The sequence below is a fragment of the Streptomyces sp. NPDC008121 genome, assembly GCF_042957155.1.
GTDB lineage: Bacteria > Actinomycetota > Actinomycetes > Streptomycetales > Streptomycetaceae > Streptomyces.
The window spans coordinates 415,124-435,506 of record NZ_JBIBHT010000009.1; the positions used below are offsets into that span (position 1 = coordinate 415,124).

Consider the following 20,383-nt stretch of genomic DNA (forward strand, 5'->3'; position numbering starts at 1 on the left):
TTGTCTCGTCCTCGTTTGTGCGGTTGACTTCGCGGCGACCGCCGGAGGGGCGCACCGAGGAGACGAGGAACGGTGAGCGGAACGCACGAACTCGCGCACGACCGGGCGCTGCTAAGCAGGACGAGCACCGCGGAACGCGTCGCCGACATCCTGCGCACCCGCATCGCCGAGGGGTTCTTCCCGCCCGGCACCCGTCTGTCCGAGGACGGCATCGGCGGCGCCCTCGGGGTGTCCCGAAACACCCTCCGGGAGGCCTTCCGGCTGCTCACCCACGAACGGCTGCTCGTCCACCGACTCAACCGGGGCGTCTTCGTCCGGGTGCTCAGCGTGGCGGACGTCACCGACATCTACCGCACCCGGCGACTGGTCGAATGCGCGGTCGTGGCGGGTCTCGGAGAGCCGCCGTACGCGCTCGACGGCCTGGCCGGCGCCGTGGAGGAGGGGCGCCGGGCGGCCCGGGCGGGGGAGTGGGCGGCCGTCTCCACCGCCAACATCCACTTCCACCGCGAACTGGTCGCCCTGGCGGGCAGCGCGCGCACCGACGAGCTGATGCGGAGCGTGCTCGCCGAACTCCGCCTGGCCTTCCACATCGTGGACGACGCCCAAGGACTGCACGAGCCCTATCTTGTACGAAACCAGGAGATTCTGGATGCCTTGCGGGCGGGGGAGCGGCCGACGGCCGAACGCCTCCTGGCCCGCTACCTCGACGACTCCCGCGCCCGCCTCGTCGAGGCCTACGCACGGGCGGTCGTGGGCGGGGCGGAGACGGACGAAAAGGCGCGGGAGGGCTGAGGCGGCCGCCGGAACACCTCGTCAGAGGCGTCATGCGGCGGGCTTCGCGGGGCGGGGCCTCACGGGCGCCTCGGGGCGGTCGCATCTGCGCCGTTTCGACCGTTGTCAGTGCGAGGACCTAATCTGTGCTCCGTGACTTCGCCTGCCTCGACGGACTTCGTTCCGCCCCAGCTCAGCGCGGGGCCGCGGCCCGCGCCGGGCCCGGCCGCCGACGAAGGGCTCGCGCGGCGCCTCCGCGCGCTCGCGTGCACCGCGCCGCTCCACGACCTGGACGCGCGCAAGGCGAACCTGGCGGGGGAGTACTCGGTCTACGCGATGGCGGAGGTCGCGCTCTCCGCCATCGACCTCGTCACGCTCAACATGGACTTCGACACCGGCGCCGACCACGAGCAGATCGTCGGCCGCCTGCTGCCCCGGGTCGCCGCCCAGGCACCCGCCCGCCCCGCCGCCGAGCACGAGCGCGTCGCCCGCTGGGTCCTGGAGAACCTGATCAACGTCGGTAGCGTCGACCGCGGCTTCCGCGCCGTCTACGGCACCTTCGGCGCCGACGGGGTGTACACCCGCCGGGACTACGACTTCAAGCTGCTCGAAGAGGTCCCCGGCCACGGCGGCGCGGTCTTCCTCCGCACGACCGACGAAGCGGTCAACGTCCTCGTCGGCGCCCTCGACACCGACGTCACCAGCGCCCAGATCGCGGCCGAGGTGAAGCTGGAGGTCCTGATCAGCCGGGGCCGTCTCGCCGACGCCCAGCTCGCCGCCGAACAGGCGCGGTACCGCACCGTGCAGTACGCCGAGACCCTCCGCAAGACCCTGGAGGCGACCCGGCGCAACGTCCGGGCCGTCGACTGGCTGAGCGCCGTCCCCGACCTGATCGCCGAGGCGCTCGACCACGTCGCCGACCGCTACCGCCACGAGAACGCGATCCTCACCAACATCCGCAAGGCCCGCGACGAGGCCGAGGACCAGGAGCACAAGCGCCGCGCCGCCGAGCTCGTCGACATCGTCAAGGACTGCATCCGCCGGCACACCCAGCTCCAGTCCCGCCTCCTGGAGGCCGGGCCGCTGTTCCGCGCCGAGCAGGACCGACAGGCCTTCGCCGCGCCCACCTCGTACACCGGGATAGACCTGTACGGCCAGCTGGTCGCCCCGCTCCTCCCGCTCCCCGTCGAGCAGGCCACCCGGGTCACGGACGCCTTCTTCGCCCACGGCACCGGACTGCGCACGCCCGTGTCCGTACGCGTCGGCGACCTGGTCGACATGCTGCTCACACCCCCGGTCGAGCGCGAACACCTCGGCGCCGAGATGCCCGAGCCGGACCTGATCGCCACCCCCGACGACAGCCGTTTCAGCGAAGAGCAGCTGGCGAGCGCGATGGAGCTGCTCGACCTGGAGCACGACGCCCCGCGCCGCCTCTCCGGCCTCCTCGCCGACGCCCGCCGCCGCGACCCGGACCTGCCCTACCTGGTCGCCCTGCTCGCCGTCCACGCCGCGAGCCCGCCGGTCGGCACCGCGTACCGCCAGGGCGAGGAGCGCCTGCTCTTCGCCGTCGACGACGGAACCTCCCTCGACGACCCCGAATTCGGCGGAGCCGACCTGATAGTGGGTACGGCACTCCTCGACGCCGTCGGCATGGCGGCCGCCCGCTCGGAGGCGACATGAGCGACCTCGCGCCGATGCCCGACACCCCCGCGCCGGCGATCCCGACCGGCCTGCTTGCCGACGCCTCCGGGGCGGCGATCCTGACCGGCCCGCTCGCCGACACCCCCGCGCCGGCGATCCCGACCGGCCCGCTCGCCGGCGCCTCCGGGGCGGACGGTGCGCTCCCGCCGCCCTGCCCTCCGGCTCCGGAGTTCCTGCAGGCCCCCGTGCCGGCCCCCACACCGGCCCCCGCCACGCGTCAGGCGCGGGTAGGAACCGTGTCCGTGCCCGAGCCGGCGCGGCGGAGCCCCGCACCCGTCGTGCGGGCCGTCCGGCTGGTGCCCGAGAGCGAACCGGCACCTGTGCCTCCGCGCCGCCCCGCGGTCAGCGTCACGCCCGTACGCCTGCCGCTGCCCGGACCCACCGCAGTACCGACCACCCGCACCGAGGAGCCCCAGCCGTGAGCGAACACCACGCCGAGCACGCCGACGCGTGGAGCGAGCCGGAGCCCCAGCAGACCGCCGCCCCGTCCGCGGCGGTCACCCCGGCCGACGCGGCCGACGCGGCGCGGCTCGTCTCCTTCGGGCTCCAGCCCAAGCTGCTCCCCGCCCGCGACGCCGAGTACGCCGAGCTGCTCCGACGCTATCGCGAGGACCCCGCCTTCGCGCGCCTCGCCGACGCCGTCGCCACCGGGCTCGGCCTCGTCGTCCTGGAGGTCTCCCCCCGCGCCGGCATGGCCGTCACCGCGGGCGAGGACTCCGTCTTCGCCGTCCGCATGGGCGACTACGCCCGCCGCGCCTCGACCGACTCCGCGGACCGCTTCCTGCACGGCCTCGCCCACCTCGCCGTCGCCGCCATGGCCTTCCCCCGCCCCGAGGACCTCGCCGACGACGGCTACATCGGCCGCCTCACCGTCAATGGCGTGGACGCCTTCGTCCGCCAGGCCTGCCGGCGCCTCGAAGAGCGGGCCGAGGAGCAGGGCGTCAACACCGACCCCGCCTCCGACGCCCCCGGCCTGGAGGCCGCCTGGCGGATCTACGCCCGGCGCAGCGCCACCGGGGCCACGAAGGACGCCCGCCGCCTCGCCGGCTCCACCACCGGCATCGTCGGCAAGGCCGTCGCCTTCCTCACCGACTCCGGCTTCCTCCAGCGCACCGGCGACGACGCCGGTGGTGCGTACCGCACCACCGCCCGCTATCAGCTCCAGGTCCGTGACATGGCCGGCAGCGCCGCCATGGCGGAGCTGCTCGACCTCGGCGTCGTCCCCGTCAGCGACGGAACGGCCAGCCTCCTCCCGCCGCCCGAGGGCGACGACCTGGAGCTGGCCGCCGACGCCGGCCTGCCGTTCCACACGTAACCCCATCCGTAACCCGCACACGGAACCCCACCCGCCCAGAACCGTCCCGCCCGCCCCCCCACGAGCCGTCCCGCCCCCACGAGCCGCCCCGCCCGACCGCTTCCACCCCCCACGCCGCGTAACCACCGCACCAGTCGACGAGAGTCCGCCGCCATGTACGAGTTGTCCCGGGTCCGCCTCTACTCCATCGGTCCCGCCGGTGCGCGTTACGCCGACACCGTCCTGGACCTGCGCGGAGTCGGCGCCCCCGTGCCCCAGCCCGCCCCCACCCAGGCGGAGTTCTTCGAGGAGGAGCCGGTCGGTCCGCCCCGCCGCCCCGCCCCCGCAGGCGTCCTCTTCCTGGAGAACGGCGGCGGCAAGTCCGTCCTCCTCAAGCTGATCTTCTCGGTGATGCTCCCCGGCCACCGCAACACCCTCGGCGGCGCCAGCTCCGGCGTGCTGCGCAAGTTCCTGCTCGCCGACGACTGCGGCCACGTCGCCCTGGAGTGGCAGCACACCCTCACCGGCGAGCTGGTCGTCGTCGGCAAGGCCAGCGAGTGGCGCGGGCGCCAGGTCTCCAACGACCCGCGGAAGTTCGCCGAGGCGTGGTACTCCTTCCGCCCCGGCCCGGGGCTGAGCCTCGACTCCCTCCCGGTCGCCGAGGCCGGCTCCGTCCGCCCGTCCGCCGAGGGCGCCTCCGGGGCGCGGGGCCGCCGCCGCACCATGAAGGGCTTCCGGGACGCCCTCACCGAGGCGAGCCGGGTCTATCCGCATCTGGAGGTGTACTGGGAGGAGATCCACGACCGCTGGAACGAGCACCTGGGCGACCTGGGGCTCGACCCCGAGCTCTTCCGCTACCAGCGCGAGATGAACGCCGACGAGGGCGAGGCCGCCGGCCTCTTCGCGGTCAAGAAGGACTCCGACTTCACCGACCTGCTCCTGCGCGCCGTCACCGACACCCGCGACACCGACGGCCTCGCCGACCTCGTCAGCGGCTTCGGCAACAAGCTCGGCCGACGCGCGGAACTCACCGCCGAGCGCGACTTCACGGCGGGCTCCGTCGACCTCCTCGGCCGCATCGTCGAGGCCGCCGGAACCCGCGCACGCGCGCGTGAGGTCCACGCCGCCGCCGAGCGCCGCACCCGCACGCTCGCCCGCCGGCTCTCCGCCCGCGGCGACGCGGAGCGCGGCCGCGCCGCCGAACTCGCCCAGCAGGTCACCTCGGCCGCCCACGCCGTCTCCGAAGCCGAGACCGCGCGCGGCCGCAGCTCCCTGATCACCGCCGAACTCGCCTACCGCCACGCCTCCCTGGCGCTGGCCGCCGCCGAGAAGGGCGCCGCCTCCCAGCGCCGGGAGCTCACCGAGGCCCGCACCCTGCACTCCGCCTGGCAGGCCACCGAGGCCGTCCTGCGCCACCGCGCGGCGGGCGACCGCTCCACCCGGGTGGCGGCGGTCATCCGCGAGGCCGAACGCGACGCGGCCCCCGCCCTCGCCGCCAGGGCCAGGGCCGCCGCCGATCTCGTACGGGCCCTCGCCGCCGCCGCGCAGGACGGCGAGCGGCAGGCGGCCGAGGAGGAGGAGCGTTCCGCGGCCCTCCAGGAGGCCGGCGAGACCGCCCACCGCGACGCCACCGCCGCCGCGACCGACGCCCAGCGCGCCCGCAGCGAGGCCGGGCACCTCCGCCAGCGCCTCGCCGAGGTCGAGCAGGAGACCGCCGAGGCGGTACGGGCGGGCTGGCTGGACGACACCGCCCCGGACGCCGACCCCGCCCGTGCGGCCCTTGCCGCAAGCGACGCCGAGAAGACCACCGTCGCCGCCTGGGACGTCGCCCGCGACGCGGCGCGTTCGGCCGCCGACCGCGCCCGCGAGGCCGCCGCCGCCGAGTCCCGCGCCGAACTCGCCGCCGCCCGCGCCACGGACGCGGCCGACGCCGCCGAGAACGCCTACGAAGCCGAGCGCCGCGCCGCGGAGTCCCTCGCCGCCGACGAGCGCCTCGCCGAACTCCTCAGCCTGCCCGCCGCGGGTTCGACGCTGCCGGGCCAGCGGGTCGGCGACGGCGCACGGAACAAGGCGCCCGGCGACACCACCCCGCCCACCGGCCCCGCCCGCCACAGCACCGGGGCGGCGACGGGCACGGACGATGCGGAGGCCGCCCCGGGCGCGGACCCCGCATCCGGCCGGAACCCCGCCGAGACGCACGGCCCCGGGCCCCAGTCCGCGGACCCGGCGTCCCCGGCCCGCCCCGTCGCGGGCGCCGCCTTCGGCCTCGTCGCCGACCCGGCGACCGCGCCGTACGGACCGCTCACCGTCACGGAGTTCGACCGGTACGCCGACGAGCTGCGGCGGCTGCTGGAGCAGTCGATCGCCTCCGCCGAGCGCACCCTCTTCGACCTGCGCACCGCCGCCGCCGACGACTCCCGCATCCTCGGCGCCCTCGGCGACGGCGGACTGCTCCCGCCCGGCCCCGACGTGCTCGCCACCGTCGAGTACCTCGGCGAGCACGGCATCCCCGCCCTCCCCGGCTGGCGTTATCTCGCCCAGGCCGTCGACCCCGCTGACCACGCCGCCGTCCTCGCCGCCCGGCCCGAGCTCGTCGACGGCGTCGTGATCACCGACCCCGTGTCGTACGCCCGCGCCCGCGAGGCGCTGAGCACGGCCGCCCTGCTGCCCCGCTCCGCCGTCGCCGTCGGCACGACCGCCGCCCTGCTGGCGCCGGTACCGAGCGCCGACGCGGGCGAGGACGCGGGGGTCTTCCTCGTACCGCCGAACCCGGCCATGCACGACGAACACGCCGCCGACGAGGAGCGGCACGCCCTGCGCGCCCGCGCCGCCGCCCGCGACGAGGAGATCCGTACGCTCGCCGCCCGGCTCACCGGCGACCGCTCGCTCGCCGCGCGGATCGGCTCCTGGCGGGCCGACTGCCCGCCCGGCATGCTCACCGAGCTGGCCGCCGCGGCGACCACCGCCCGCGAGGCCGCGGAGGCGGCCGCCGCGACCCTCGCCGAGGCGCGTACGGTCCGGGCGGAGGCCGACGAGGCGGCCGCCGACGCCGCCCGCGTACGGGACGAACGCCAGGAGGCCGCCCAGCGGGCCCGCCGCGCCGCCGACGCCCTCGCCGGTCTCGCCTACCGGCTGCGCGAACGCTCCGCATGGCAGGCCAAGCTCCGCGAACTGGCCGACGACGCCGCCGAGTCCGAGGCCCGCGCCCAGACCTGCCTGGGGCGGGCCCGGGCCGCCGACGAGGACCGCCGCGCCGCCCAGCGCGCCGCCGACGACGCCCACCGCACCGCGCGCGCCCTGCGGGCCGAGCGCGCCGAGATCGCCGGCGCCCCCGACCAGCTCCCCGAGCCGGACGCCGACGCCCCGCGCCTGGCGCTGCCCACCCTCCGCGAGGCGTACCGCGCCGCGTCCCAGCTGTACGAGAAGGTCGGCGTCGGCGCGGACCTGCGCGCCGAGCAGGCCCGTGCCGAGAGCGACGAGTCCGCCGCGCTCGCCGAGCTCGACCGTCTCACCAACAAGGTCCGCCTGCGCGCCGAGCAGCTCCTGGAGTCCACCGACGGCGCCGACGGCCCGTCCCGCCAGGCCGCCGCCGCCCGCGCCGAATCCCTGGTCCAGATGCTGGAGACCCGGGCCTCGGAGGCGAGCGAGAAGCTCGGCCGGCTCCGCGGCGAGTCCGAACGGCTGGCCCCCGAGGACGGCGCGTCGCACACCGAGCTGCCGAAGGAGCTGGTCCCCGCCGACGCCGAGCACGCCCAGACCCTGCTCCGCACCGCGACCACCGAACTCGCCGCCCGCACCGACGCCCTGGAGGCCGCGCGCACCGCGCACACCGGCCTGCTCCGCGCCCATCGCGCCGCCGAGGACGCGGCCGGAGGCTTCGACGAGACGGCGGCGCTCCTGCGCGACCTGCTGCGCGACCACGCGGAGGAGGAGCGGGAGGAGCCCGAGCCGTACGCCGGCGCGCTGGAGGAGGCCCGGAACGCCGCCGCCGAGGCCCGGCGTTCGCTGCGCGCCTGCGTCGCCGAACTCTCCGGCGCCGACGCGGCCGTGCGCGAGGCGAGCGACATCCTCGTCCGCCACGCCAACTCCACCCGCTACGAACAGGTCCGCACCCCCGCCCGGCAGCAGATCCGCGAACTGCCCGCGGCCGCGCTGCCCGAGCACGCCGCCAAGTGGGCCGAGGCGTTCGCGCCCCGACTGCGCGTCCTCACCGACGAGCTGGAACAGCTGGAGCGCAACCGCGACTCGATCGTCGACCGGCTGCGCGGCCTGGTGGAGTCCGCCCTCGCCACCCTCCGTTCCGCGCAGCGTCTCTCCCGGCTGCCGGAGGGGCTCGGCGAGTGGTCGGGACAGGAGTTCCTGCGCATCCGCTTCGAGGAGCCCGACCAGGCCACCCTCACCGAGCGGCTCGGCGAGGTCATCGACGAGGCGACCCGGGCGGCCGTCAGGAAGAACTCGGATCTGCGCAGGGACGGCATGTCGCTCCTGCTGCGCGGGGTACAGGCGGCGCTGGAGCCGCGCGGCATCGCCGTGGAGATCCTGAAGCCGGACGCCGTGCTGCGCGCCGAGCGGGTGCCGGTCGGGCAGATGGGCGACGTCTTCTCCGGCGGTCAGCTCCTCACCGCCGCCATCGCCCTCTACTGCACGATGGCCGCGCTCCGCTCCAACGACCGCGGCCGCGACAAGCACCGCCACGCGGGCACCCTCTTCCTCGACAACCCGATCGGCCGCGCCAACGCCACGTACCTGCTGGAGCTGCAGCGGGCGGTGTCGGACGCGCTCGGTGTCCAGCTGCTCTACACCACGGGTCTCTTCGACACGACCGCCCTCGCGGAGTTCCCGCTGGTCATCCGGCTGCGCAACGACGCCGACCTGCGGGCGGGGCTGAAGTACATCAGCGTCGAGGAGCACCTGCGGCCCGGCCTGCCGCAGCAGAGCACCGAGGGCGAGACCATCCACGGCGAGATCACGGCCACCCGGATGTTCCGCCGCTCCCAGGCCGAGGAGCCGAGGCCCGCCCCGCAGGGGTGACCCGGAGGACGAGACGAGAAAGCGGTGGTGGCCCGCTCCCGAGGGGGGAGCGGGCCACCACCGCTTTCTCGTACCGCCAGAGGCCGGGTCAGGCCGATGCGTCACACAGTCGGTCAGGCGGCCTCGGACAGGCGCGCCGCCTCCGGACGCCGCACCTTCGCGCCGCCCTGGGCGGGCACACCCTGACCGGATTCACCCCGCACCGGCTCACCGAGACCCGGCTCACCGAGACCGGACGCGCCTCGATCCGCCGCACCGTGCACCGGCTCACTGTGACCCGGTGCGCCTTCCGGCGCCCGGCCCCGACCGGCCTTCTCCGCCCGGCGCCGCTCGCGGCGCAGCTGACGGGCCGTACTGCTCGGCTCCGACACCACACCGTTCCGCTGCCGCCACACCTGGCGCGTCACCCACACGTCGAGCACGCTCCACGTGGCGACGACCGTGCTGGCCACCGAGGTGAGCAGCGTCGGGAACGCGAGCCAGGAACCGCTCATCGCGGCGAAGAAGGCCACCATCGCCTGGATCAGCGTCACCGACGTGAGCAGCAGGGCCCGCACCGCGGCCCTGCGCACCGGATCGGGCATCCGCCGCCGGCCCTTCTTGTCCTCCACCCACAACTGACGCGTCATCCGCGCCTCTTGGTCCATGGTTCCGTCACTCCCCACCGCCGAAAGTCTCCCAGGGTGGCTGCTGCCCGTCTTGAGCCGCTTTACGCGGACACAACCCCCCTACGCAGAATGACGAACCAGAAAGGGAAAAGGTTTCGTCCCGACCCCGACCGGAACGAAAAGTTCCAGCCATCCGTCCAGGCAGAACAGGTGGCGCCCGGCCAGGTGTCCTGTGCCACACGTCCGAGCGCAACCCCTCGAATACCAGGACATCTCATGATCAACGCTTACTGGACAGGCTGAAAATAGCCCGGACATGCCTTCGAGTTGGCTGTGATGCAGTAGTAGGCTCGCGCAGCGGTTTGTTGAAGCTGAAGGTTGACGCCGTGGGTTGACGCCGTGGGCCGACGCCCGCGCGTCGACGTGGGAGACCTCCGCGTCGGGCGGGGGCCGAGCTGGGGGAGGCCATGCGCTTTCGCGGAAAGTCCATCCGCCGGAAGATCGTGGCGTTGCTGCTCGTTCCCCTCCTCTCGCTCACCGGCCTCTGGGGCTTCGCGACCACGCTCACCGGCCGCGAGGCGGACCAGCTTCTCGACGTCGGCTACATCGTCGAGAAGATCGGCTACCCCCTGGAGGACACCGTCCGTGTCATCCAGAAGGAACGCCGCCAGTCACTGATCTACCTCGCCGACCCGCGCGCCTCCGACGCCCTCACCACCCTCCGCGTCGGCCGCGAGGCGACCGACCGCCAGATCGCCCGCATCCGGGAGAACGCCGTCGACTCCGGCGTACGGGAGGAGATGCGCCCCGTCACCTCCCAGCGCCTCGGCTCCCTGCTCGAAGCGCTCGACGGCCTCGACGCCCTGCGCCGCTCCGTCGAGAACCGCAGCATCGGCCGCGTCGAGGCTCTCGACTTCTACAACCGTCTCGTCGACCCCTGCTACGGCTTCCTGCTCTCCCTCCACGCCCTCGAGAACGTGGAGATGGACAAGCAGGGACGCGCCCTCGTCGGTGTCGTCCGCGGCCGCGAACTGCTCTCCCGCGAGGACGCGCTCGTCATGTCCGCGCTCATCGCCGAGCGGATCACCGCCGAGGAGATCCGCAAGATCTCCGACCTCGTCGCCAACCGCAAGCAGTTCTACGAGACCAGCCTCGAAGTCCTCCCCGCCGCCGAGCGCGAGAAGTTCGAGCGCTACTGGACGAGCCCCTCCACCGAGCCGCTGCGCCGTGCCGAGGAGGCCCTGATCGTCGCGGGCGCGACCAAGAACCCGCGCTCCGTCAGCCCCGAGCGCTGGGCCGACCTCGCGGGCCCGGTCCTCGACGACCTCGCCCGGGAGAACACCGCCGCCGGCGACCGCTACCAGGACCGGGTCCAGCCCGCCGCCTACAGCGTGCTGCTCAAGGCCGGGGTCGCCGGCGTCCTCGGCTTCCTCGCCCTGCTCGTCTCCGTCATCGTCTCCGTCCGCGTCGGCCGCGGACTCGTCCGCGACCTGCGCCGGCTGCGCAAGGAGGCCCAGGAGGTCTCCGGCGTCCGCCTGCCCAGCGTGATGCGGCGGCTCGCCGCCGGGGAACACGTCGACACCGAGACCGAGGTACCGCACCTGCGGTACGAGGACGACGAGGTCGGCCAGGTCGGCCAGGCCCTCAACACCCTGCAGCGCGCCGCCGTCGAAGCGGCCGTCAAACAGGCCGACATGCGCCGCGGCGTCTCCGAGGTCTTCGTCAACCTCGCCCGGCGCAACCAGGTGCTGCTCCACCGTCAGCTCACCCTCCTCGACACCATGGAGCGGCGCACCGAGGACACCGAGGAGCTCGCCGACCTCTTCCGGCTCGACCACATGACGACCCGCATGCGCCGCCACGCCGAGGGCCTGGTGATCCTCTCCGGCGCCGCCCCCTCCCGCCAGTGGCGCAAGCCCGTCCAGCTCATGGACGTCGTACGGGCGGCCGTCGCCGAGGTCGAGGACTACGAACGGATCGAGGTCCGCCGCCTGCCCCGCCTCGGTGTGGGCGGCCCGGCCGTCGCCGACCTCACCCACCTCATCGCCGAACTCCTCGAAAACGCCACCGTGTTCTCGCCCCCGCACACCGCCGTGCAGGTCCTCGGCGAGCGGGTCGCCAACGGCTTCACCCTCGAGATCCACGACCGTGGCCTCGGCATGAACGCCGACGCCCTCCTCGACGCCAACCTCCGCCTCGCGGAGACCCCCGAGTTCGAGCTCTCCGACACGGACCGGCTCGGCCTCTTCGTGGTCAGCCGCCTCGCCCAGCGCCAGAACGTGCGCGTCTCGCTCCAGCCCTCGCCGTACGGAGGAACCACCGCGGTCGTGTTCATCCCGGCCGCGCTGCTCACGGACGCCCCCGAGACGGAGGGCGCGGGTTTCCGTCTGGACCGCAAGAGCCCGGGCCGCGAGAACGGGGAGCGGGACGGCCTGGAGCGGGGCGGTCCGGACCGGGCGGTCGGCGCCGCGTCCGGGACGAGCCGCGGCGACGCGGTCGAACTGCCGGCCCGGCGCGCCGCGCTCACCCAGGTCCCGCACACGACGCCCGGCTCCACGGGCCCCGGCCGCCCTGCCCCGGCCCCCCTCCTGAGCGGACCGGGGAACGGGCCCCGGCCCCTGGGCGGAGCCTCCGGCGCGGACCGCGACGACCCCCTCGCCGCGCCGCTGAACGGCCCCGTCGAGCTGGAGGCGCCGCTCGGCGACGCCGGCTTCGACGACCTGCTCGACCGGTCCGCCGACCTGCTCGACACCGAGAGCGAGCGCGGCGGCCTCTTCCGGGCCCGCGACCCGCGACGCCGTGGCGGCACCCGCCCCGGTCTCGCGGCGGCGCCCGACGGCGAGCAGCACCAGCAGGCCCCCGACACGGCGGCCGAGCGGGGACCCGACCGGACCCCGGGCACGCCGTCGAGCCTGCCGCTGGGCAGAGGGCCGGGCCGTACGTCGGGCTGGGCCGCGGGCCGCAGGTCCGAGCGGGCACCCGGTCAGGCCGCCGGCCGTACGCCGGGCCCGGGATCCGACCGGTCGTCCGCGCAGGCGTCCGAAAGCGACAGCGGCCCCGTGCCGCTGCCCCGGCGCCGTCCGCCGACGCTCGTCGCCGACCACGGCCGCCGCGTCGACGAGCCGGGCCGCGCCCACCCGTCCCCGCACGACGCGCACGCGGCGCTCGACGCCCCGGACGCGCACGACGCCCGAGACGAGCGTGCCGGGCAGGAGCCGCCCGCCGCCCGCCGCCCCCAGGGAGCCCCGAGCCCTACGGACGCCGACCACGACCACGGAAGCGCGCGGGCCCGGGACCGAGCCCCCGGCGGCCCCCGGAACGCCGGGCGCGGAACCCCGCCCCTGCTGGTTCCCGTACCGCCGTCGGGTCCCGTCCCGCCAGGCGGTCCCGTCCCTTCGGACGCTCCCGCTCCGCCGGCGGGCAGCGTCCCGCCGGAGGGCCCAGCGCCGTTCGGGGGGCTGCCCCGCAGGGTCCGTCAGGCCAGCCTCGCGCCCCAGCTGCGCGAGAGCGGCGAGCGCACGCGGGAGCAGGAGGCGCCCGGCTCGGCCGGCGCCTCCCCGGCGGACTTCGAGCGCGACGCCGAGGAAGTGCGCAGCCGCATGGCGTCCATGCAGCGCGGCTGGCAGCGCGGACGACGGCAGAACGCAGAGACGACAGCACCAGGAACGACACCCGAGGGGGACGGTCGATGACCGCACCGAACGCCGCAGCACCCACGACCTCCGGAAACGGCGAGCTCAACTGGCTCCTCGACGAGCTGGTCCAGCGGGTCGGATCCATCCGGAAGGCCCTGGTGCTCTCCAGCGACGGCCTCCCCACCGGCGCCTCCGCCGACCTGACCCGGGAGGACGGCGAGCACCTCGCCGCCGTCGCCTCCGGATTCCACAGCCTCGCCAAGGGCGTCGGCCGCCACTTCGAGGCCGGCAGGGTCCGGCAGACCGTCGTGGAGCTGGAGGAGGCGTTCCTGTTCGTGACGGCGGCCGGTGACGGCAGCTGCCTCGCGGTCCTCGCGGACGCCGAGTCGGACGTCGGCCAGGTCGCCTACGAGATGACACTGATGGTCAAGCGGGTCGGGGTCCACCTCACCACGGCGCCCCGTTCGGACCTGTCCGCCGGAGGATGAGTGGGGGGACGGCATGAGTGACGCAGATCTGCAGGACCGGGGGCAGGACCGTGCCCGCCACTGGTTCGACGACGAAGCCGGGCCGGTGGTCCGTCCGTACGCGATGACCCGCGGCCGGACCAGCGCCGCCACCCGTCACCGTCTCGACCTGATCGCCCTGGTGGTGCCGGAACCGGCCGCCGACGACCCCGGTCGTGACCAGACGCTCTCTCCGGAGCATGTGGAGATCGTCGAACTCTGTTCCGAAACGCCCCAGTCGATCGCCGAACTCGCCGCCGGACTCGATCTTCCCGTCGGAGTCGTACGTGTCCTCGTCGGCGATCTCGTCGAGGACGAACTCGTCCATGTGACCCGCCCCGTTCCGCCGGCCGAGCTGCCGGACGTGAGCATTCTCCGCGAGGTGATCAATGGCCTTCGGGCGCTCTAGCCGCAAGAAGCCGTTCGTCGAACCGGTGACCTTGAAGATCCTGGTCGCGGGCGGTTTCGGGGTCGGCAAGACCACCCTCGTCGGTGCCGTCAGCGAGATTCGTCCGCTGCGCACCGAGGAGATCCTCAGCGAGGCGGGGCGGCCCGTCGACGACCTGCACGGAGTGGAGTCCAAGTCGACCACCACGGTCGCGATGGACTTCGGCCGCATCACCCTGCGCGAGGACCTGGTCCTCTACCTCTTCGGCACCCCCGGACAGGACCGCTTCTGGTTCCTCTGGGACGAGCTGGCGCAGGGCGCGCTCGGGGCGGTCGTCCTGGCGGACACCCGCCGTCTGGAGGACAGCTTCGCGGCGATCGACTACTTCGAGCGGCGAGGAATCCCCTTCACCGTGGCCGTCAACTGCTTCGAGGGCGCCCGGCGGTTCTCGGCGGAGAACGTGCGCGGGGCGCTGGACCTCGACCCCGAGGTGGAGCTGCTGATGTGCGACGCGCGGGACCGCGAGTCCGTGAAGAACGTCCTGGTGGCGGTCGTCCAGCACGCCCTGGTCCTGGTGGACCGCAGCCCGACCCCGGCGGCCACCTGACGGGCCGCTTAAGCCCCGGACCCCAAGCCCCGGCCCCCAAGCCCCGGACCCCAGGCCCCACCTCAGCCGACCCCCGACCCCGGCGACCACCTGACGGGCCCGCCCCGACCCCGGGGCGGGGCTGCTCAGCGCACCGCCACCACGGCCGAACCGTGCCCGAAGAGCCCCTGGTTCGCGGTGATCCCGACACGCGCGCCGGCCACCTGCCGAGCGCCCGCCGTCCCGCGCAACTGCCAGGTCAGCTCGCAGACCTGCGCGATCGCCTGCGCGGGAACGGCCTCGCCGAACGAGCCGAGGCCGCCGCTCGGGTTGACCGGTACGCGTCCGCCGAGCGCGGTGACCCCCTCCCGTACCAGCTTCGCGCCCTCGCCCGCCCCGCACAGGCCGATGTCCTCGTACCACTCCAGCTCCAGCGCCGTGGACAGGTCGTAGACCTCGGCGAGCGACAGGTCCTCGGGGCCGATCCCCGCCTCCTCGTACGCCGCGCGGGCGATCGACGCCCGGAAGCCGTACGGGGCGGGGGAGACGGCGACGGCGGAGTCGGTCGCGATGTCGGGCAGGTCGAGGACCGCCCTGGGATAGACCGGCGAGACGGTGGAGACCGCCCGGATACGGACCGGATCGGCGTGCCCGTGCCGGCGGGCGAACTCCATGCCCGAGAGGACCAGCGCGGCGCCCCCGTCCGAGGTCGCGCAGATGTCGAGCAGCCGCAGCGGATCGGCGACCAAGGCCGAGGCCGCGACCTCCTCCGCGCTCACCGCCTTGCGGTAGCGGGCGAGCGGATTGAGCGCCCCCGCGGCCGCGTTCTTCACCTTGACCCGTGCGAAGTCGTCCACGGTGTCGCCGTACACCGCCATCCGGCGCCGCGCGTAGAGGGCGAAGTACGCAGGATTGGTCGCCCCGAGCACGCGGAAGCGGAGCCAGTCGGGATCGTCGGGCCGCTCCCCGCCCGCCGGGGCGAAGAAACCCTTCGGCGCCGCGTCCGCGCCGACGACGAGGACCACGTCCGCGAGCCCGGCGAGGATCTGGGCGCGCGCGGCGCTCACGGCCTGCGCGCCCGACGCGCACGCCGCGTACACGCTGGTGATCCGCGCCCCCTGCCACCCGAGCGCCCGCGCGAAGGTGGCCCCGGCGACGTACCCCGGGTATCCGCCCCGTACGGTGTCCGCTCCCACCACCGCACCGATGTCCCGCCAGCTCAGCCCGGCGTCCGCGAGCGCCGCCCGGGCCGCCGCCGTCCCGTACTCGACGAAGCTGCGCCCCCACTTCCCCCACGGATGCATCCCGACGCCGAGCACGGCGATGTCGTTCATGACCGCTCCCGATCCCCGCGCGCGTGCACCGGCTTCCAGTGCCAGGTCGTCCAGGTGTGCTCCGCATCCTCGTCGAGGACGCCCGGCACCAGCTCGACCTCCATGCCGACCCTCAGGTCGCAGGTCCGTACGCCCGGGGCCGCCTGGCCGAGAACCACCATCGCCTCCGCCGCCAGCTCCACGGCGACGAGGGTGTACGGCTCCCAGGGCACGTTTGGATCGGAGACGTACGGCGCCGGCGGGCGGTAGCGCCCGTCGGTGTACGACCAGACGACGCCGCGCCGGGAGAGGGGGGTCTCGGCCAGCTCCCCGCCGCCCGGGCAGCCGGGGTTGCGGCACCAGGAGTCCTCGCGGGGGAAGAAGACGGAGGAACAGGCGGTGCAGCGGGTTCCGAGGAGGCGGAAGTCCGCCCCGTCCTCGCCGTCGTCGGTGAACCATCCGGCCACCACTGGTCTGCGCGTCCGTGTCACGACGGCCCTCCCCGAGCACCCTGATCTGACGAACCGTCAGGAGTCTGGCACGGATGTCGACAGCTGTGAACCGTACGGGCCCGTCCTGCGTCCTTCCGGACAGCACGGACGGCCGGGACCCACGGGGGTGGCCCCGGCCGCCCGTGCCGCACAGGGCCGCCGCGGCCGGCTCAGTGTCCGGCGACCGACCGCCGCGCCACGGGGAAGTCGAAGAAGGTGCTCGGGAACGGCTCCGGCTTGAACGTGAAGTGCCACCACTCCTCGGGCAGGTTCACGAACCCCTGCTCCGCCAGCGTCGTCTTCAGCAGCTGCCGGTGGGCCCGCTGTGTCCCCTGGATCCGCGGATCCTCGGTGTGGGACAGCGTGTCGAAGCAGTCGAAGCCCGTCCCCATGTCGACCGAGGAGTCGGGAAATCGATCCGCCCGCGGAGCGAAGCACTCCACCAGCGGCTCGCCCGGCTCGTACGGCCGGGTGGGCACCACGGGCAGCCGTACCAGCGTCACGTCGACCGTCGAACCGCGGCTGTGCCCGGACTTCTCCGCGATGTAACCGTCCTCGAACAGCCGCGCCTTCTCGACCAGCGGATAGAACTCGCCCTTCATCCGCTCGTCGTGGAGATCCTTCGCCCAGCGCACGAAGTGGTCGACCGCCCGCTGCGGCCGGTAACAGTCGTACACCTTCAGGGTGTAGCCGCGCGCGAGCAGCTTGCGCTGCGCCCGCTGCAGCGCTTCGGCGGCGGGTCGGGTCAGGATGCACAGCGGCTGACGGTAGCCGTCGACCGGCTCGCCCACGAAGTTGTGCTCCGTGGTGTAGCGCATCTCCTGGATGATCGTCCGGTCCACCGACGCCAGGGCCGTGAACTCCTTCGGGGCCTTGGGCTCCGGCACGGCCCGCGCGGACGGCACGGCGGCGGTGGAGGCGCACAGGCCGGCCACGGCCAGGACACCGGCGGTACGTAAGGCGGATACGAGTCCTCTCATGCGCACCGTCTATCAGGTTTTCCCGGGCACGGGGAAGGGCGATCGCGTACGGTCCTGCCGTGAAGGACTCCCACTGCTCCGCCTGCGGCGCCCCCTACGGCGAGACCGCCCTGTGGCCCCGGACCTGCGCATCCTGCGGCTCCGTGGCGTACCGCAACCCGCTGCCCGTCGCCGTCACCCTCCTCCCGGCGACGGACGAGGCCGGCACCGGACTCGTCGTCATCACCCGCACGATCGAGCCGCGCCGGGGCCACGTCGCCCTGCCCGGCGGCTTCATCGACCACGGGGAGGACTGGCGCGCCGCCGTCGTCCGTGAGCTGCGCGAGGAGACCGGCATCGAGGCGGCGGCGGACGACGTGCGCCTCGCCGACGCCCTCAGCTCCCCGGCCGGCCACCTCCTGCTCTTCGGCCTGCTCCCGCCCCGCCCGGCCGCCGAACTCCCGCCCTCCGCCCCCACCGACGAGACGAGCGGCTGGCACCTGCTCACGGCCCCGGCGGAGCTGGCCTTCCCGCTGCACACGGAGGCGGTCCGGCGCTGGTTCGGGGGAGCGTACGCCTCCCCGCGCGCGTGACGAACAGGCGTCCCCGGCCCGTCAGCCCTCCCGTCCCCGCGCGCGTGACGACGGCGCCCCCCGCCCGCCCTCCCCGCGCGCGTGACGACGGCCTCCCCGCCGCCCGTCAGCCCTCCCCGCCCCGTACCCGGACCGGAAGGTCCGTCTGCCGCGCCCCGTCGTCCGTCACCCGCTCCACCACCACCTTCCCGCCCTCGAGCCGCGACGTGTACCGCTCGATCTCGGCCGGCTCCCACCCGTCCCCGGTGTCCCGCACGATCAGACCGCCGCCGGTCCGCCCCGCCGCCGGAGCCCAGACCTCCAGCTCCAGTTCGTCGCCCCAGCCCCGTACGGGAACGACCGCACCCGCGCGCGCGAGCACCGGGATCCGGGACAGCGGCGCCTCCAGGAGCACCTGCCCCGGCCCCTCGTACGCCTGCCCGGTCGCCGTGTCGTACCAGCGCCCGCGCGGCAGCCGCACCGCCCGCCGGTCCGTGCCCCGGGACAGCACCGGGGCCACCAGCAGCGCGTCGCCGAGCAGGAACGCGTCCTCGCAGTCGCGCAGCGCCCGGTCCTCCGGCGCCCCCCACCACAGCGGTCGCACGTACGGCGCCCCGGTCAGCCGGGCGAGCCGCGCCAGGGTGACGAAGTACGGCAGCAGCCGCTCCCGCTCGGCCAGGGCCACGCGCGCGTGCTCCAGGACGTCCGGGCCGAACTCCCACGGCTCGCGCCGCCCCGCGTCGAGCGCCGCGTGCGTACGGAACAGCGGCAGCCACGCCCCCAGCTGGAACCAGCGCAGGAACAGCTCCGGCGAGGGGCTCCCGTCGAAACCGCCCACGTCGGGACCGGAGTACGGCACTCCGCTCAGCCCGAGACCCAGGACGAGCGACAGCGACGCCCGCAGTCCGGGCCAGCCGGTCGTCACATCGCCCGACCACGTCCCTCCGTACCGCTGCATCCCCGCCCATCCGGAGCGGGAGAAGAGGAACGGCCGCTCCTCGGGCCGCAGCCGGCGCAGCCCCTCGTAGCCCGCCTGGGCCATGGTCAGGCCGTAGACGTTGTGCGCCTCGCGATGGTCGCCGCCGCGGCCGTCCAGCGCGTGCCGGGCCGACCGGGGCAGCGTCTGGTCGCCGAAGGGGGAGAAGGAGACCGGCTCGTTCATGTCGTGCCAGAAACCGGCGAAACCCTGCGCCAGACGCTCCTCGTACAGCCCGCCCCACCACTCCCGTACGGCCGGATCGGTGAAGTCCGGATACGCGCACGCGCCCGGCCACACCTCGCCCCGCACCTCCTGGCCCCTTGCGTCGCGGACGAACGCGCCGAGGGCGGCCCCACCGTCGTACACCGGCTCGCCCGGCTCGGCCTTGACGGCGGGGTCCACGATCGACACCAGCCGTACGCCCCGCTCGCGCAGATCGGCCGCCAGCCCCGGCAGATCGGGAAACCGCTCCCGGTCGACCGTGAACACGCGGTGCCCGTCGTAGTGATCGATGTCCAGGTGCAGGACGGACAGCGGCAGTTCCCGCTTGAGATAGCCGTCCACCACCCGCCGCACCTCCCGCTCGCTGCCGAACCCCCAGCGCGCGTGCTGCGGCCCCAGCGCCCAGGACGGCGGCAGCGCGGGCACACCCGTCAGCGCCGCCCAGCCGTGCAGCACCCGCGCGGGGGTCCCGACCACCACCCAGCAGCGCAACGGCCCCCCGCTCATCCGGACCTCGACCACCCCCGGCCGGTCGTGCCCCGAACCCGCGCCCTCCTCGCCCTCGGCGAGCCGGACCCGGCCGTCCCAGGAGTTGTCGTGGAAGGCCAGGTGCGTGCCGGCGTCCGAGACCACGAACTGCACCGGCATGGTGATGTAGAGCGGATCGTCGCCGGGACCGAACCTCCCGTGAGGGTCGGTGTTCCACAACCGGTACGTACCGTCCCGCAGCCGCGGCCCGGCCGACCGCCCGCCCAGGCCGAAGAACCGGGCGTCCGCGGGCGCCTCGCTGCGCTGCGCCCAGCGCGCAGGACCGCCCCCGACCGGTTCCCACCAGCGCGGCGGCAGATCCCGGCGGAGCACGACACCGCCCGGCGTCCGCACCTCCACCGCCCCGTGCCGGGAGACCGCGACCGTCACCCGCTCCGACACCACACGCCAGCCGCCGTCCATGTCGGGCTCCAACACGGCCCGCGGGTCCGGCTCGGGTGGCTCGCCCGCCACCGCGTACGAAGGAAGCGGCTCGGCCCCGTCCCATCCCCAGAACACCGTTCCCCCCGCCGAGACGCGGATCCGCAGCTCCGAGCGGGCGAATCGGACGGTCCCCCCGCCCGGAGCCGGCACGGCCTCCCCGACCGGCCCCGGCACCCTGGCCCGCTCCGGCCCCCCACGGGGCAGCCCCCACGCGTCCGTACGCCGCTGCCGCCACCCCGCGCGGACCGCCCGCCACCCCCGCACCGATCCGAACACCCTCATCGAACGCACCAGCTCACGACCGTCCATGCCGCTCACCCTGCCATCGCCGCAGGTCCGAGCGGGGTTCGTTCAA

15 protein-coding genes are annotated in these 20,383 nt (G+C 74.8%); 10 read left to right on the plus strand and 5 right to left on the minus strand.

Features of this window, described 5'->3' with window-relative positions:
• Positions 1 to 72: 72 nt before the first annotated feature.
• From ACFZBD_RS29300 to ACFZBD_RS29320, 5 genes are all read left to right on the plus strand, one after another.
• Positions 73 to 792: an FCD domain-containing protein gene (locus tag ACFZBD_RS29300; RefSeq protein ID WP_391145252.1), complete on the plus strand. Its 720-nt coding sequence runs from the start codon at positions 73 to 75 to the stop codon at positions 790 to 792.
• A 132-nt stretch (positions 793 to 924) separates the two neighbouring features.
• Positions 925 to 2,451, plus strand: coding sequence for a hypothetical protein (locus ACFZBD_RS29305; RefSeq protein ID WP_391145255.1), 1,527 nt, complete (start codon positions 925 to 927; stop codon positions 2,449 to 2,451).
• Positions 2,448 to 2,894 carry a hypothetical protein gene (locus tag ACFZBD_RS29310; RefSeq protein ID WP_391145258.1) on the plus strand — a complete coding sequence of 149 codons (447 nt, stop codon included), beginning with the start codon at positions 2,448 to 2,450 and terminating at the stop codon, positions 2,892 to 2,894. Before ACFZBD_RS29305 ends, ACFZBD_RS29310 begins: the two co-directional genes overlap by 4 nt.
• Positions 2,891 to 3,787 (plus strand): hypothetical protein, encoded by an 897-nt coding sequence (locus tag ACFZBD_RS29315; RefSeq protein WP_391145260.1) that lies wholly within the window; start codon positions 2,891 to 2,893, stop codon positions 3,785 to 3,787. The genes ACFZBD_RS29310 and ACFZBD_RS29315 overlap by 4 nt, the downstream gene beginning before the upstream one ends.
• A 153-nt stretch (positions 3,788 to 3,940) precedes the next feature.
• The gene (locus ACFZBD_RS29320) at positions 3,941 to 8,797 is read left to right on the plus strand and encodes a hypothetical protein (RefSeq protein ID WP_391145263.1); all 4,857 of its coding nucleotides are present in this window, start codon (positions 3,941 to 3,943) and stop codon (positions 8,795 to 8,797) included.
• Between the two features lie 113 nt (positions 8,798 to 8,910).
• Here the strand turns inward: ACFZBD_RS29320 and ACFZBD_RS29325 are convergent, their stop codons facing one another.
• Positions 8,911 to 9,444 carry a hypothetical protein gene (locus tag ACFZBD_RS29325; protein WP_391145266.1) on the minus strand — a complete coding sequence of 178 codons (534 nt, stop codon included), beginning with the start codon at positions 9,442 to 9,444 and terminating at the stop codon, positions 8,911 to 8,913.
• A gap of 428 nt (positions 9,445 to 9,872) precedes the next feature.
• Here ACFZBD_RS29325 and ACFZBD_RS29330 point away from each other — a divergent pair, with 428 nt between their 5' ends.
• Genes ACFZBD_RS29330 through ACFZBD_RS29345 form a run of 4 tightly spaced genes read left to right on the plus strand, consistent with a single transcriptional unit; the run spans position 9,873 to position 14,541 of the window.
• Positions 9,873 to 13,097, plus strand: coding sequence for a nitrate- and nitrite sensing domain-containing protein (locus tag ACFZBD_RS29330; protein WP_391145269.1), 3,225 nt, complete (start codon positions 9,873 to 9,875; stop codon positions 13,095 to 13,097).
• A complete protein-coding gene (locus ACFZBD_RS29335; RefSeq protein ID WP_391145271.1) occupies positions 13,094 to 13,528 on the plus strand; it encodes a roadblock/LC7 domain-containing protein in 435 nt (144 codons plus the stop codon). The genes ACFZBD_RS29330 and ACFZBD_RS29335 overlap by 4 nt, the downstream gene beginning before the upstream one ends.
• Before the next feature lie 13 nt (positions 13,529 to 13,541).
• Complete coding sequence (locus ACFZBD_RS29340; RefSeq protein WP_391145274.1) at positions 13,542 to 13,955, plus strand: DUF742 domain-containing protein; 414 nt, start codon at positions 13,542 to 13,544, stop codon at positions 13,953 to 13,955.
• Positions 13,936 to 14,541, plus strand: coding sequence for an ATP/GTP-binding protein (locus ACFZBD_RS29345; protein ID WP_391145277.1), 606 nt, complete (start codon positions 13,936 to 13,938; stop codon positions 14,539 to 14,541). The genes ACFZBD_RS29340 and ACFZBD_RS29345 overlap by 20 nt, the downstream gene beginning before the upstream one ends.
• A gap of 125 nt (positions 14,542 to 14,666) precedes the next feature.
• On the opposite strand, the gene ACFZBD_RS29350 is transcribed toward ACFZBD_RS29345, so the two are convergent.
• The 3 genes from ACFZBD_RS29350 to ACFZBD_RS29360 all read right to left on the minus strand — a co-directional run bounded on the left by ACFZBD_RS29350 (position 14,667) and on the right by ACFZBD_RS29360 (position 17,304).
• Positions 14,667 to 15,854, minus strand: a complete 1,188-nt coding sequence (locus ACFZBD_RS29350) for a lipid-transfer protein (protein ID WP_391145280.1) — start codon at positions 15,852 to 15,854, stop codon at positions 14,667 to 14,669.
• Positions 15,851 to 16,324: a zinc ribbon domain-containing protein gene (locus ACFZBD_RS29355; RefSeq protein ID WP_391145282.1), complete on the minus strand. Its 474-nt coding sequence runs from the start codon at positions 16,322 to 16,324 to the stop codon at positions 15,851 to 15,853. The genes ACFZBD_RS29350 and ACFZBD_RS29355 overlap by 4 nt, the downstream gene beginning before the upstream one ends.
• Before the next feature lie 170 nt (positions 16,325 to 16,494).
• Positions 16,495 to 17,304 carry a M15 family metallopeptidase gene (locus ACFZBD_RS29360; RefSeq protein WP_391145285.1) on the minus strand — a complete coding sequence of 270 codons (810 nt, stop codon included), beginning with the start codon at positions 17,302 to 17,304 and terminating at the stop codon, positions 16,495 to 16,497.
• A gap of 59 nt (positions 17,305 to 17,363) precedes the next feature.
• Here ACFZBD_RS29360 and ACFZBD_RS29365 point away from each other — a divergent pair, with 59 nt between their 5' ends.
• Complete coding sequence (locus ACFZBD_RS29365; protein WP_391145288.1) at positions 17,364 to 17,876, plus strand: NUDIX domain-containing protein; 513 nt, start codon at positions 17,364 to 17,366, stop codon at positions 17,874 to 17,876.
• Between the two features lie 106 nt (positions 17,877 to 17,982).
• Here ACFZBD_RS29365 and ACFZBD_RS29370 read toward each other — a convergent pair whose 3' ends face one another.
• Complete coding sequence (locus ACFZBD_RS29370) at positions 17,983 to 20,337, minus strand: TIM-barrel domain-containing protein (RefSeq protein ID WP_391145290.1); 2,355 nt, start codon at positions 20,335 to 20,337, stop codon at positions 17,983 to 17,985.
• Between the last annotated feature and the right edge of the window lie 46 nt (positions 20,338 to 20,383).

Bases quoted from the DNA above. Each gene is read 5' to 3' on its own strand.
- ACFZBD_RS29310 (WP_391145258.1), top strand. From the start codon at position 2,448: ATGAGCGACCTCGCGCCGATGCCCGACACCCCCGCGCCGGCGATCCCG.
- ACFZBD_RS29320 (WP_391145263.1), top strand. From the start codon at position 3,941: ATGTACGAGTTGTCCCGGGTCCGCCTCTACTCCATCGGTCCCGCCGGT.
- ACFZBD_RS29325 (WP_391145266.1), bottom strand. From the start codon at position 9,444: ATGGACCAAGAGGCGCGGATGACGCGTCAGTTGTGGGTGGAGGACAAG.
- ACFZBD_RS29330 (WP_391145269.1), top strand. From the start codon at position 9,873: ATGCGCTTTCGCGGAAAGTCCATCCGCCGGAAGATCGTGGCGTTGCTG.
- ACFZBD_RS29335 (WP_391145271.1), top strand. From the start codon at position 13,094: ATGACCGCACCGAACGCCGCAGCACCCACGACCTCCGGAAACGGCGAG.
- ACFZBD_RS29340 (WP_391145274.1), top strand. From the start codon at position 13,542: ATGAGTGACGCAGATCTGCAGGACCGGGGGCAGGACCGTGCCCGCCAC.
- ACFZBD_RS29345 (WP_391145277.1), top strand. From the start codon at position 13,936: ATGGCCTTCGGGCGCTCTAGCCGCAAGAAGCCGTTCGTCGAACCGGTG.
- ACFZBD_RS29350 (WP_391145280.1), bottom strand. From the start codon at position 15,854: ATGAACGACATCGCCGTGCTCGGCGTCGGGATGCATCCGTGGGGGAAG.
- ACFZBD_RS29360 (WP_391145285.1), bottom strand. From the start codon at position 17,304: ATGAGAGGACTCGTATCCGCCTTACGTACCGCCGGTGTCCTGGCCGTG.
- ACFZBD_RS29370 (WP_391145290.1), bottom strand. From the start codon at position 20,337: ATGGACGGTCGTGAGCTGGTGCGTTCGATGAGGGTGTTCGGATCGGTG.